The following is a 13,418-nucleotide window of genomic DNA, read 5'->3' as shown; positions in this document are numbered from 1 at the left end:
ATTTTTGGGGAAGTTAAAAATTTTCTGTTAATCCCAATCGCAAAGACCAATCGTTTTTACTTATTCCGTAATCCAAAGCTAAATTGCTGTTGTTTTTTTTATTCCATTTAATTCGGACTCCGGTTCCAACCGCTGGATGCCATTTGTCAAATTGATAGGTATCCAGTTTTGAAACCGATGAAATATTGGCAAAAAATACAGCTCCAAAAAAACCATTTCTGGTTATATCAGTTCGATATTCTGTTTCAAAATAAATCAATGCGTTGCTTCGGTATCTATTTTTTGTAAAACCGCGTCCCGTTTTTCCATCACGATCCCAACCAATACTTGGTAAATCAAGATAATGAGGTTTTCCGCCAAAAGTCGACCAATAAAATGCTCTTGACGCCCAAACACGATGTTTTGTTTTACTGAAAGAATGGTATTTTCTTGCATCAAAATACAATGACTGCCATTTGTCGCCGTTTACCCCACTTGTATTTATTCTCAAATCAGCTTCTATATACATTCCTCCTTCGGGATTAACGATGTTTTTTCGGGAATCATACAAACCTTGAATCGCAAATCCAAAAGAAGTTTCATCTGAAAAATCGCCATTCATATATTTTACATAGTCTGTTTCTTCATCTATATAAGATTCCTCAGAAATATTAGTATAATTATCATAAAGAAACCCCATTCCTAACCGATAATTACCAACAACTTTTCGCGTAATAAATTGATAGAAACGCCATTGCTTATAATCTAAAGTCGACATTTCTTCTTTTGAATTATTATCCCCCAAGCCGTAAGTAAGCTGCGGATAAATTAGGTAACGATAATCGCCAATGAAATTCCACTTATTGTCTTTTGTATAAATATAAGATTGAATTGGAAACACATATTGATTGCTAAAACTAAAATAAGGCGAAAACGAAACCTGTGACATATTTGTTGTTTCATGATCCTCACCCAAATAAAAAGTAGTCAAAAAAGAGATTACGAGTCCGTTTGAATTATTTGCACCAATTGGAACAGGTAATAGAGAAAAAGCCAATTTCCTGTCTCTGCGTTCGTTGATTGTATCGTTTTTTTTAAAGATTTTTTGAATGACGTCTAAAATATCTTGATTTTCCACAGAAATACTGTCATTTTGCGAATAACAAAATGGCGAAATGAAAATTAAAAACAAGATAAATTTTATTTTTAAACTACTCATTAAAAAGAAGTTAAGAATATATCCTAACAAATTTAAAACTTTATTAAGACAATAACATCTTTTCAAAAAGAATTACAGAAAGAAAATTAAGTCAGGAGAAAAAGTATCTTTGAAAGAACGAATATTGATTTCAAAAAACGAATTTAATTATGCTTCGATTATTTTATATTCCGGTCGCATTTATCTTTTTCGCCTCTAGTTTTAGCAATAAACCCACTTTGGGATCAATAAATCTTGTAAAATCAAATACTTGGTTTATTGCTGGTCCAGCCAAAGAAAATCAGGAAATGATAAACGCTGTTCGCCAAAAGGAAGGCGTTATAAGAGTTACTGCCAAAGATTTTCCGAGAGGAGAAATTGAATTAAATGTTACTATTATTCCATCAGAAACAAATGATGCGATTCCGAAAAATTTAGCCAACGCCTCTGGTTTTGTGACTGTTATTTACAAATCGACTCAGCTGATAAAATTACAAGCCCGAGAGGGAAATCCAGAAGGAACAGGTTGTATACATGGAGGTTCACATCCTATGGCAGATTTGCCTGCATCTCCTAACAAGTTTACTACTTTAAAAATTTCCTGGAAAAACTTCAAGCAAGATGGATTAGTTGATGGACGACTTTTGAATATTCATAATCTGTGTAAATTCAATTTTGTGAATTACAAACCAATTTCGCGAGCGTCATTAGAAATAAAATCTGTTATAATTCAAAATTAAAGAACATGAAAACAAGACTTTTTCTATTACTTTTTATTTCATTTTTAAATTTCGGCTACAGCCAAAAAAAAGCTGCAACTCCAAAAATCGACATTAATGGTGTTTGGGAAGACATCAATTCTGGCGTTCAAAATGCTGTTGCGATTATCTCAGACCAAAACGGAAAAATTATATTTTCTCATTATTTAGAATGGAAAGGTCAAAAATTTGTAGAAAGCGGTACAGGAAAAAGAACAGGAAATACAATTACGTATACAGTAAATGTGACTTTACCAATTGAAGGTTGGGCAACTGCCGGAACGCATACTTTGGTTTTATCTGAAGACGGAAACACGCTTGAAGGAACTTTTAAAGACAATAAAGACCGAAAAGGACCAATAGCATTTAAACGAGTTAGATGATTTTGTTTCAAATTTCAGGTTTCAGGTTTGTGCTAAACGTAAAACTTGAAACGTAAAACTTGAAACTTTTTATAAATGCAATTGAATTTTATATCTGTTACAAATTTTCATTACAAAAAGCATAATCGTTGAAAATAGTAGCGACCAGATAATTCCCGGAACTCCTACCCTAAAATATCCCGGAATAATATGAAAATTAAGTGCTTTACAGAAGTAATAAATAACGCCAGGCAAGATATAAATCAGCAACGGATTTGCTGCGGCTGGCATAAAAAAATCGCTCCATTTTGTTTGTTTTTTAATTTCCATAATCCAATACAGAAGATAAAACAATACTGTACAAATTGCTGCTGAAAACATAGTCCAGGAAGGCGTTCCTTTAATTTTTGAAATTCCAAAATAAGGACGAAGCAAATATCCTGTTATTAAAAACAAGAGCGTAAGGCCAATTACTGGCCAATTAATTTTTACTTCGGTTTTGCGATCAAAAAATAATAACGAAATTATAACTCCGCTAGTTACTAAAGTAGCATGAGTAAGATGCCCGGCAATAAAACTAAACCAAGTCAACTGATGTAAAGCCGTATCTTCAATAAAATTGATTGAATTACAAACAACACATAAAACTAAAAATGCGGTCATGGCCCATAATCGTCCACAAACCAGCCAATAATAAACTACGGTAAACAAATAAGCCCAGCCTATAAGCCCCAGAATTCCCCACCATTTTGGCGTCATTCCTCTTTCGCCATTGTCCTGAATATACAGAAAATACAGAATTACCAAAACAAGCATACCGCCATATTGAAGTATGTATTTTAACCAAATCGGGAAATCTTTTGTGTATTTATTCCAGATTGGAATTGGCATAGCATATGCTAAAAGCGCCCAAATAACTGGAGTAATCAACATTTTTGAGGCGTCATAACCATATTCTGCATTGACCATAAAAACACCGATAATAATTAAAGCCAAAGCTCTTTTAAGTGTATGAATCCATATTGTCTTAGGATTATCTCCTTTTATTAATCTTGCATTAAATGCAAATGGAATCGACATTCCTACAATAAACAAAAAAGCAGGAAAAACTACATCAACAAATGTCATTGCATCAGCATCGGCCGGCATATGTCTCATCCATTGCGGCACGTTCTTTATACTTGCAAGTTCATTTACAAAAATCATTACAAAAATGGTAATTCCGCGCAAAGCGTCTATAGAAAAAACCCTTTTACTAGATAAATTTTCTTTTATTTTCATAAATCATTAAATTATTATCAGAAACAAATATAAAATAATACTTGAAATAGAAAAATTTGATGACGAATATAAACGTATCTGTAATAAAAAGTTTACTCTTTTTGATATAAAATACAATGTACTTTACTTACTTTTGCAGCATGTTATCATTCTTAAAGTCAAAACCGTATTTAAAGGACCTATTAGCTGGAAATTATGTTGATATTCATTCACATTTATTACCGGGAATCGATGATGGTGCCAAAACCATTGCAGATACAAGCAAACTTGCGAAGTCCTTTCAAGAAATGGGTGTCGTTCAATTTATTACAACACCGCATATTAGTCATTATATTTGGAATAACTCACCTGAAACTATTATTACAAAACATCAGGAAACCCAAATTTTGTTAGAAGCTGAAAATATTAAAATCCCTTTTCAGGCTGCTGCAGAATACTTCATGGATGATTGGTTTGAAACCCATTTTCAAAATGAAAAATTGTTGACACTAAAAGATAATTATGTATTGGTTGAAATGTCATATATGAATGCACCGATACAATTATACAAGATTCTTTTTGATCTTCAGGTTGCAGGATATATTCCTGTTTTAGCACACCCAGAGCGCTATTTATTTTATCATAAAAATTTTAGTGAATATGATAAATTAAAAAAATCGGGATGTTTATTTCAACTTAACCTGCTTGCAACAGTAGGTTACTATGGTAGTGAAATTACGAAAGTTGCTGATGAGCTTCTTAAAAAAGGAATGTATGATTTTGTTGGCACAGATGTACACCACAATAATCACATTGCATCATTCAATCAAAAAGTAAAAATTGAAAACAATAATATTAAAAACTTAAAAGAAATTATTGCGAATAATCAATTCTTTAAATTCTAATATTATCTTCTCTGTTGAAAATAATATTGTATAAAAAAACGGCTCAATTACTTGAGCCGTTTTTTTATACAATCCCTTTATTATTTTGAGATTATTCTTTTGTACCAAGGTTTCTTATCTACTCTAACACCATAGCCATAACCATAACCATAGCCTTTTGTAGAATCGGTATCATTTAGTACGATACACATGTTTGGTAATTTTTTCTCTTTGTAGAAAGTATTAGCAATACTCAGCATACGTTTTTCAAGAACATTTGCACGCATAACATATACAAAAGTATCAGCATTTTTAGCAATTAATAATGTGTCGGTAACCAAACTTACTGGCGCAGTATCCACAATTATGTAATCGTATTCTTTTTTAAGTTCTGTAAAAAGCTGATCCACTTTATTACTCATTAACAATTCAGCAGGATTTGGCGGAATCACACCTGATGGCAGAATAAAGAAATTCTTGTATCCTTCATGTTTAATGATATAATCTCTAACGTCTTTATCAGTTGATGACAAATAATTTGTCAAACCAACACTTGGGACATTAATATATTCACCAAATTTAGGATTTCTGATATCGGAACCAACCAACAAAACTCGTCGTCCAGACAAAGCGAAAGTTGCCGCAAGATTTACAGATATAAAAGTTTTACCTTCTGAAGGAAAAGTAGAAGTAACAAAAATAGTTTTTGCGATTCCTTCTGGAACTTTAGTAAGCATGAACTCTAAATTGGTTCTTACGATACGAATTGCCTCTGCCGAACTCGTTCTGCTTTCCGATTTAATCAATTCTGCAATATCATCTGACGTTGGTACATCTCCAATAAATGGAATTTGTGTTTTTCCTTCCAGATCCAATTTACTTTTAATCTTTGTATCTAAAAGATCATTACCGTAAATCACACCAAATGGAACTAATAGTCCTAAAAGCATACTAGCCAAATAAATGATTTTTTTCTTTGGACTAATTGGATCCTTATCAGCTTTCGCAACATCAATCACTCGCGCATTTGGTTCAGTGGCTGATAAAGAAATAGCCGTTTCTTCACGTTTTTGAAGCAAATACAAATATAGTTCTTCCTTAACTTTTTGCTGTCTTGCAATTACTCTAAACTGACGTTCCTGAACTGGAATTTTTCCAATTTTGCTATTTAAAAGACTTTCCTGGCTTTTGATGTCACGATTCTGTATTTGCAAATTAGCCTGCAAACGACGCAAACTAGCCACAACGTTAGATTTTAAAGAAGTAATTTGTTGATCTAGTTTTACTACAGATGGATTTTCCTCAGTAGCAGATTTTAGAATCCTATTACGATCTAACACTAATTGATTATAAGATGAAATTAATTCACTTGCATCTTTATTATCCATAATCAAATTTGAAGGCAGCAAATCAGAATTATTACTCTTTTTAATAAAATCCAAAAGTGACGAAACCACATTCAATTGGATTTCTGTCTCCACTCCTTTTTTATCATATTCTGTTGAACCTTCGATAAAAAGTTTTGCCTCAGACTCGATATCTGTAAGTTTGTTTGTTTTTTTAAAACTTTCAACATCCTGTTCAACTCCATCCAATTCTTGTGCGATTAAAGCTAATCTTCCAGCGATAAATTTAGAAGTATTTTCTGAAATAAAGTTTTTATCTTCTGCAGCATCTTCATTATAGATCTCAATCATGTTATCTAAAAAATCTTCAGCTTTTTTAGCCACAGGATCAGAAATTGAAACATTTACAACACTACTGGTTTTGCTAATAGGTTCAACTTTTAATTTCTTCCTAAAGTTTTCAGTCAATTCATCAAGAGGAGTAATTACTATGCGTATTGATTTGAATCTACCAGTGTGATTTTTACCGTAGAAAGCAGTTTTCTGAATAACTAAAGTACCTATCTTAGTAGGGATTTTTTCTCCAAATTTGAATTCTTTTTTTGTCGACAAAAGAAAATCCTCCTTTTCCTCTACTTCACTTTCTAATGAAAAAGTAGTTGCATTTAAAAGCTGACAATTTAATGTCAATTTCATTTCATCAAATAAAATTACTTTATTTATAAAATAAGCTTTAATAGGCGTATCTTCAAATATATCACGATCCACTACCTTTCCTTCAACAAACAAACCTACATTCAGATTCAATTTTTTAATAGTACTTTCTACTAACGTTCTTGACTTTAAGATCTCAACCTCGTTGTCAACATTACTTTTCATAGCTCCACCAATACCTAAATCTGCAAAGGCTGATAATTCTGAAAGCATACCTCCTTTTTTCTCATCCTTAACTAATATTGTAGTAGTTGCCTCATAACTTGGCATAGTATAACGTAAATACAAAAAAGCAATAATTAAGGCAATTACGATACTAACTAAAAACCAACGCCAATGTACCAAGTATTTGTTTAACTGCTCTCTTAAATTAACGTCTTCGATTTCATCATCTATCACGTCATTGTAAAAATCTTGCTTTTGCATTTTATATTTCAATTTTATTTAAAGATTAGGACAGAAAGCGATACTAAAATAGAAATCGCAGATATAATCACTGAGGTATTAGGACCTACAACTGATGCATTTATTTTAGTTTTATTAGGCTCAACATAAACGACATCATTTTGACTTAAATAATAAAAAGGAGAATTAATAAAATCAGATTTTGTTATATCAACTCTATTATATGATTTTACCCCATTTGTTTCCCTTATAACTAATATGTTATCTCGTCGGCCATAAATAGTTAAATCTTTTGCCATACTCAGAGCTTCAATCAAAGTAACTCGTTCTGAAGCAATAGGGTAAGTTCCCGGAATATTAACTTCTCCCTGTAGGGAAATTTTAAAATTCATAATACGAAGATTAATAATTGGATTCTTAATGTAAGTACTAATTTTATCTTGTAATAATTTAAGCACTTCTGTACGGGTTAATCCAGAAACTTTTAATTTTCCAAGTACTGGAAATTCAATATTACCATTTTGGTCTACCAGATACAACTGAACGGTTTCTTGCCCTCTTGTAATATCTAACCTACTGTTGTTTGAGGTACTATATGTTCTTAAATTAAACGGAATTGCAACTTCAGGATCATCAGCCGATACTAAAATCATCAATAAATCGTCTGGCTGGATTTTAATCTCAAAAGAACTTAAGCTTTCCTTAGCGGTCATTTGATCAATATTCTGATAATACACTACATCTTTTCTGGATCCACAAGAAAAACATAAAAATAAAAGCAATAAAAAACTAAGTGCTTTAATAAAAAAAGAAGGAATCAATTTCATTAGGTCTACAATTTACGGGGCAAATATAAGGATTTAAAAATTTTATTCGTACAAAAAACAATAACGTGTCTAAGAGCTGAACATTGTGTTGAATTTGGATTTAAAATACGTTAAAAAGCATTCTCTTCTCCTTTGAACACATTAATAACTGTTTTTATTATGATTTTAATATCTAATAACAAACTCCAGTTTTCAATGTACCAAATATCGTATTCTACTCTATTTTCCATATCAACCAGCTCTTTTGTTTCACCACGGAAACCATTAACCTGAGCCCATCCTGTGATGCCTGGCTTAGCATATTGGCGAACTAAATAATTACTAATCAATTCACTATACTGTTTTGTATGATTTACCATATGAGGTCTAGGTCCAACCACAGACATATCGCCAAAAAAAACATTAAAAAACTGAGGCAGTTCATCGATGCTTGTTTTTCGCATAAAGGCTCCAAATTTGGTTACTCGACTATCGCCTTTTACTGCTTGTTTACTATCAGCAGTACCATTTAAACGCATGCTTCTAAACTTTAGACAAGTAAAAGATCTATTATCTCTACCAGAACGTTCCTGTTTAAAAAAAACTGGTCCCGGTGATTCGATTTTAATGATGAGCATTATGATAGGAAACAACCATGGGAATATAAACACCAAAACAAATGCTGAAAAACAAATATCAAATACCTTTTTCAAAAATCGATTTACAGCTGCTTCTAGTGGCTCACGTCGGAACATTAGAACAGGAGTATTTTCATAAAAAGTCATTTGGACCTTGTTTGATTTCGTATATAATTGAAAGTCCGGAATAAATTTAATTCGAACCATATGTTGCTCACAAATTTTCACCAATCTGTTTATGACATTAATATTATCAATATGTAAAGCAACGTACATTTCATCAACTTCTTCATTGATAATAAACTCTTCAATTTGATCAAACCCACCCAAAACTGGATCAGAAATAAATGCAAAAGGATCTACTTTTTCATCAAAAAAACCTAAAAATCGAAAACCATAAGTTAAATCTTTTGCTAAAATTTTTCGCATTCGCTCTCCTGTATCATTCGCTCCTATTATTATAAAACTTCTAAAATTATATCCCTTAGATCTGATATATCGGAGAAGCTTCATTGATAAAAATCTGGAAATCATCAACAATCCAAAGAAAATCCAATAAAAATAAACTAACCGAAGCCTTGAAATATCACCATACTTTAAGAAAAACACAAAGAAAGCCGTAATCGCAATATGAATAATTACTTTCTTTATTGTTCTTTTCAATATTGATTCAATAGGCTCAACCCTAACAATACGAAAAGAATCTTTATAGAGTAAAAGTCCTATCCATATTAAATTAGCTAGCAGTGAAATTGTTCGAACTTCTTTTAATGAGAGTTTCTCAATCGTACCAAATCTCAATAATGCGGACAAAACAATTGCGACATTTAGTAAAACTACATCCCATATCACAAATATAGCTTTGAAATAACGGGAGAAATGAAACCCGGATAATTTTTGCAAGACTTTCATCTCCAATTTATATTAATTTATATTTAACGTAATCTTTAACCACACCACCTTATTTTTTTAAATTCAACAAGTTAAAAACAAAACATCATTAATGTTACGTCAAAAAACTATTTTGCTAATCTAGAAATTATTTCAAAACTTGTCCATCAAACAATAGTTTTGTTTGAAGGTCAGAAAATTTAACATCATGTATATCAGCAGTCCCATTATTTATAGCAATACATGCTGCTGTTGCTGCTGCTTGTGCTAACATCATAAATTGAGGCTCCATTCTAATAGAAGAAAAAGCAACATGGGACGATGATAAGCAAACCGGAACTAATAAATTATTACATTCTGTTGCTTTTGGTAAAATTGATTTGTAACTAATTCCATAAGGTTCATTAACTGCAATAAACAAAGAACCTTCGAAGTTTACTCTCTTGTTCGGGATAAATACCAATTGAACAATATGTGAATCCATTGGGTAAGACCCTAAGCATACCGCATCTTCAACATCTTTATTCGTTATTGACAACTCAGTCATAACATATTCACCTATCATTCTGCGGGCTTCGCGGACATACATTTCCAATGGCCAATTATTATTATCAATAAATTCATCTTTTGCCAATCCATATCCAATGTATTTACTTCTATAAGACGCAGGAATTCGTTCCTCATTTTGCAACGTCCATAGTAGCCCCTTAAGATATATTTCATGTTGTTTTTTTATACCTTCTCTTACAGAATAATTACCATCTGGGTACAATTTGTTCATTCCTGAATAATCAGAAGAAAATGCCCCCCAATTATTCATATCATATTTATTTCCAGGAATCGGAATCATTGTCCAATTAGGAAGTGAAGGATCGTTAGCAATTGATCTAATCAGCAACTCATATTCCATAGGATCATATTCTACAGGTTTTTCGATAAGCACTCTATTTTCAGGAACATTTGTCAGACATAAACGAAAATTATAAGGCATAACATTATCATCTCCTGACCCCATAGCTGGAATATTTTTAATATGCGTCAACCTTGGCAGTATACCGCTGTGTGGCTTTCCCATTGTAATATAAGGATCCACAATATTGACGTCGGAAATCCCGGTAACCCCATTTTTAGTTTCACCATACGTACTATTACTTTCTCTACCAACAATATAAGAGACTCCAGAATTTGCCATTAGATCCCCTTCATAAGTAGCATCAATAAAAAAACTTCCTTGATAAACCTTCCCGGATTCCATTGTGATTTTTTCAATGAATCCATCAGCATTTTTAGCTACTCCCGAACCTAATAAAAGTCGTTCATCATACACAACGGTTATTTTTTTCTCCCTAATTATATCATTAAAAACCTTTAATGCAACATTCGGTTCAAATGTCCACTTCGCCCCCTTAATATTATAATTTGCTCCAACCCTTTTATAAAAGTCTAATGCCAACCCTCCAACAACTGATGATTTCCCTACATCTGTATTGCCTAAGCCATTTGTTGTCATACCTCCGACTCTTTTAGAATTACATATAAGAATTACTGATTTTCCCATATTCACCGCTTGTTCCGCGGCAATTATACCTGCTGATGTTCCTCCATAAACTACCACATCATACTTCAAATTCAAAGGTGGTTTACTTACTACAACTGGTTCATTAACATTTTGCTCTGTACTACATGAGCAAAAAATAACAATGCTAAATATAACAACTAAAATGTTCTTCATAAATTACATAATTTATAGTGGCAAAAAAATAGACTTACTGCAATAACCAATGATTATTTAATTTGTTTTGAAATTTCTGTAAAATGTTTGGCGTATTGATCTACGATTAATTCCCAATCATAGATTTTATCAATTTTATTTGTGTTTTCCATTAAACACAATTGAAACTTTTGTTCCTGATATTGAATATCTAATAGATGGTTTTTTACATCAATTGCATCTTTAAAATAAACAGCATCATCACCTAAAATATATCTATTAAAATCATTATCATTGGCACATATCAAACTATTAGAAGCCATCGCTTCTAGTAACGAAGGATTTGTTCCGCCAACAGTATGCCCATGAAAATAAATATTAGAATAAAAACGTAAATTATTTAAAACATCAATATTATATATACCTCCAATAAATTTAATTTGAGAATGAGATGAAAATTTTTGCTTTAAATATTGACCATAAGGAGTTTCATGATTTCCTATAACTAAAAAGGGGCGCAAAAGTTTGGCTTCAGCAACACCGTCTAAGATTATTTCAATACTATTTTCAGGCTCAAGTCTTGCAATAAGCATATCATATTCAAATGGCAGTAAATTATACTCTGTAAGTATTTTAATATCATTATTTTTGAAAATAGTTGCTCCATATGCTATATAAGTCGACGATGCATTATAAGTCTTTTGTAAATAATCCTGAATACCAATAGAATCCGAAATAAGAAAGTCGCTATATTTGACACCTAATGATTCTGCATACCTAAGAAACTTTTTTACAGTATTAGAATATTTTGTCCTCTTCCATTCTAAGCCATCCATATTAGTGGTTATAATAGCTTTTTTAGGCATTAACCATCCCCATATTGAACTACTAGTATATCCTAATTGCAACACGATATCGCATTTACGTTTTCTAATATCCAAAATACAATTTAAGTCATAAATGAATTGACCAGCAGTTCCTAATTTATATTCTGGATCATAACAGTGTACGATTTGAACTCCATTCCATTCCTTTTCCTGATACGGATGATTGTGTGAATTATAAACGACAATTTCAAAACCTCTTTTTACCAAACCTAATGCAAGATATTCAGCACATTGTTCAAAGCCTCCATAATGATTAGGAATACCTCTTGTTCCTAAAATTACTATTTTCATTAATATATTATTAAAGTTTGATAATTACTGTTTTGAAATGGTCGACTTGAAGTCAATTATACTCTTAATCTCTCCATTATTATAATAAATAAACTTATTATTATTACCATAATAAGAGTTATTCTTTAAAGACAAACAATTATTTTTATTAAAATCAACCGGTAATCTTAAAGAGGCTGTTCGACCATTTGTAAAACTATTATTATTTATTTTAACATCTGATTTACCAAGTAGTGGAAAATAAACTAATACATGGACACCTGCACTAGTATCTGGTCTTACTTCATGCGACCATCCGTAACCAGCATACATGGATTTATTATTGGAAAAAGAACATTTTTTAAATCCATCAAGACAATGCTCTTGCCAGAACTCTATTGCTTGTTCACAGTAAGAAATATTGTTGTTTCTAAAAACAATATTATAAAACACTTTTGAAGGACTTCTTCCCTGCGCAGTAAATGCTGCATCATAAACATCTTTAATAGAACAATATTCAACATAGCAGTTAGTAGCGCTTTCCCAAAATTCAATTCCATTACCATACCTAATAAAACCATCACCAAACCCTTTAAGATAAGCACCACCAATATTCTTAAGATCGAGGTTTTTCAGCCTTACATTTCTTACATTTTCTCCTTGAACACCATGGCTACCACCTCCTTCAACTCTTAAATCTGATACTGTCAAGTTATTACTTAAAGTTATAATATTTCCCCTGCAGGCAAAATATATTTTGTTGCTGGGTTTCACTAATGCATAAATATATAACATCCCTTTCTCGTCATAAAAATCACCTTCTTTTTTTAACAAATTTAACTCTTTACACTTATTACCATAAATTTTCCCCTTAATCATTAGAAATCCTACATTTTCATTTTGGACGGATTTCAACCCTTCTAACAAATTGCTATTTATAGCTACTTGCCAGACATTTTGAAAATTAGTTGGAAAAATCATATTTGGAGATATTATGCGGTATCCACAAATTAAAGGTTTAGTACCTTTTCCATAAGACGATATGGTTGTTGGCAAACTGTCTTCAATTTTTATTTTAGGAATATTTAGATAAAATGTATCATTGGCATGGAATAAATAAGTGTTCCCTTGCTGAAAGTCTTTAAGGGTTTTCCATGGGCTTTTAACCGATGTCCCTAGATTTAAATCATCCCCAGATTGAGAAATAAAATAAATCTTTTGTGAGTATCCATTTATTACAAACATCAACAAAAGAAAGAAGCTCCTCATAACTAACCGTTAATAATTCTTTATTTTTTATTTCAACCCT

At 31.6% G+C, this 13,418-nt stretch carries 11 protein-coding genes; 3 read left to right on the top strand and 8 right to left on the bottom strand.

Annotation, left to right across the window (positions count from 1 at the left end):
- Positions 1-13: 13 nt before the first annotated feature.
- Entirely contained in the window at positions 14-1,198 is a 1,185-nt protein-coding gene (locus ACNFIH_RS17935; protein WP_426484159.1) for a hypothetical protein, read from the bottom strand.
- 149 nt (positions 1,199-1,347) lie between these two features.
- Here ACNFIH_RS17935 and ACNFIH_RS17930 point away from each other — a divergent pair, with 149 nt between their 5' ends.
- Positions 1,348-1,917, top strand: a complete 570-nt coding sequence (locus ACNFIH_RS17930; RefSeq protein WP_426484158.1) for a hypothetical protein — start codon at positions 1,348-1,350, stop codon at positions 1,915-1,917.
- Between the two features lie 5 nt (positions 1,918-1,922).
- Positions 1,923-2,318: a hypothetical protein gene (locus ACNFIH_RS17925; RefSeq protein ID WP_426484157.1), complete on the top strand. Its 396-nt coding sequence runs from the start codon at positions 1,923-1,925 to the stop codon at positions 2,316-2,318.
- A gap of 69 nt (positions 2,319-2,387) precedes the next feature.
- Here the strand turns inward: ACNFIH_RS17925 and ACNFIH_RS17920 are convergent, their stop codons facing one another.
- Positions 2,388-3,578, bottom strand: a complete 1,191-nt coding sequence (locus ACNFIH_RS17920; protein ID WP_426484156.1) for a DUF5009 domain-containing protein — start codon at positions 3,576-3,578, stop codon at positions 2,388-2,390.
- A gap of 140 nt (positions 3,579-3,718) precedes the next feature.
- Here ACNFIH_RS17920 and ACNFIH_RS17915 point away from each other — a divergent pair, with 140 nt between their 5' ends.
- Positions 3,719-4,462, top strand: a complete 744-nt coding sequence (locus ACNFIH_RS17915; protein ID WP_426484155.1) for a tyrosine-protein phosphatase — start codon at positions 3,719-3,721, stop codon at positions 4,460-4,462.
- An 80-nt stretch (positions 4,463-4,542) separates the two neighbouring features.
- Here ACNFIH_RS17915 and ACNFIH_RS17910 read toward each other — a convergent pair whose 3' ends face one another.
- The 6 genes from ACNFIH_RS17910 to ACNFIH_RS17885 all read right to left on the bottom strand — a co-directional run bounded on the left by ACNFIH_RS17910 (position 4,543) and on the right by ACNFIH_RS17885 (position 13,378).
- On the bottom strand, positions 4,543-6,927 hold the full coding sequence (locus ACNFIH_RS17910; RefSeq protein WP_426484154.1) for a GumC family protein: 2,385 nt from the start codon (positions 6,925-6,927) through the stop codon (positions 4,543-4,545).
- Between the two features lie 14 nt (positions 6,928-6,941).
- On the bottom strand, positions 6,942-7,733 hold the full coding sequence (locus tag ACNFIH_RS17905) for a polysaccharide biosynthesis/export family protein (RefSeq protein ID WP_426484153.1): 792 nt from the start codon (positions 7,731-7,733) through the stop codon (positions 6,942-6,944).
- 110 nt (positions 7,734-7,843) lie between these two features.
- A complete protein-coding gene (locus ACNFIH_RS17900; protein ID WP_426484152.1) occupies positions 7,844-9,262 on the bottom strand; it encodes an undecaprenyl-phosphate glucose phosphotransferase in 1,419 nt (472 codons plus the stop codon).
- Between the two features lie 127 nt (positions 9,263-9,389).
- Positions 9,390-10,973 carry an FAD-dependent oxidoreductase gene (locus ACNFIH_RS17895; protein ID WP_426484151.1) on the bottom strand — a complete coding sequence of 528 codons (1,584 nt, stop codon included), beginning with the start codon at positions 10,971-10,973 and terminating at the stop codon, positions 9,390-9,392.
- A 53-nt stretch (positions 10,974-11,026) separates the two neighbouring features.
- Positions 11,027-12,130 carry a DUF1972 domain-containing protein gene (locus tag ACNFIH_RS17890; RefSeq protein WP_426484150.1) on the bottom strand — a complete coding sequence of 368 codons (1,104 nt, stop codon included), beginning with the start codon at positions 12,128-12,130 and terminating at the stop codon, positions 11,027-11,029.
- A gap of 24 nt (positions 12,131-12,154) precedes the next feature.
- A complete protein-coding gene (locus tag ACNFIH_RS17885) occupies positions 12,155-13,378 on the bottom strand; it encodes a hypothetical protein (RefSeq protein WP_426484149.1) in 1,224 nt (407 codons plus the stop codon).
- Between the last annotated feature and the right edge of the window lie 40 nt (positions 13,379-13,418).

This window comes from Flavobacterium sp. 2 (assembly GCF_049949195.1).
Lineage (GTDB): Bacteria > Bacteroidota > Bacteroidia > Flavobacteriales > Flavobacteriaceae > Flavobacterium.
The sequence above is the reverse complement of the archived record's forward strand: the minus strand, read 5'-3'. Positions and strand labels throughout refer to the sequence as shown.

Bases quoted from the DNA above. Each gene is read 5' to 3' on its own strand.
- ACNFIH_RS17935 (WP_426484159.1), bottom strand. From the start codon at position 1,198: ATGAGTAGTTTAAAAATAAAATTTATCTTGTTTTTAATTTTCATTTCG.
- ACNFIH_RS17930 (WP_426484158.1), top strand. From the start codon at position 1,348: ATGCTTCGATTATTTTATATTCCGGTCGCATTTATCTTTTTCGCCTCT.
- ACNFIH_RS17925 (WP_426484157.1), top strand. From the start codon at position 1,923: ATGAAAACAAGACTTTTTCTATTACTTTTTATTTCATTTTTAAATTTC.
- ACNFIH_RS17920 (WP_426484156.1), bottom strand. From the start codon at position 3,578: ATGAAAATAAAAGAAAATTTATCTAGTAAAAGGGTTTTTTCTATAGAC.
- ACNFIH_RS17915 (WP_426484155.1), top strand. From the start codon at position 3,719: ATGTTATCATTCTTAAAGTCAAAACCGTATTTAAAGGACCTATTAGCT.
- ACNFIH_RS17910 (WP_426484154.1), bottom strand. From the start codon at position 6,927: ATGCAAAAGCAAGATTTTTACAATGACGTGATAGATGATGAAATCGAA.
- ACNFIH_RS17905 (WP_426484153.1), bottom strand. From the start codon at position 7,733: ATGAAATTGATTCCTTCTTTTTTTATTAAAGCACTTAGTTTTTTATTG.
- ACNFIH_RS17900 (WP_426484152.1), bottom strand. From the start codon at position 9,262: ATGAAAGTCTTGCAAAAATTATCCGGGTTTCATTTCTCCCGTTATTTC.
- ACNFIH_RS17895 (WP_426484151.1), bottom strand. From the start codon at position 10,973: ATGAAGAACATTTTAGTTGTTATATTTAGCATTGTTATTTTTTGCTCA.
- ACNFIH_RS17890 (WP_426484150.1), bottom strand. From the start codon at position 12,130: ATGAAAATAGTAATTTTAGGAACAAGAGGTATTCCTAATCATTATGGA.
- ACNFIH_RS17885 (WP_426484149.1), bottom strand. From the start codon at position 13,378: ATGAGGAGCTTCTTTCTTTTGTTGATGTTTGTAATAAATGGATACTCA.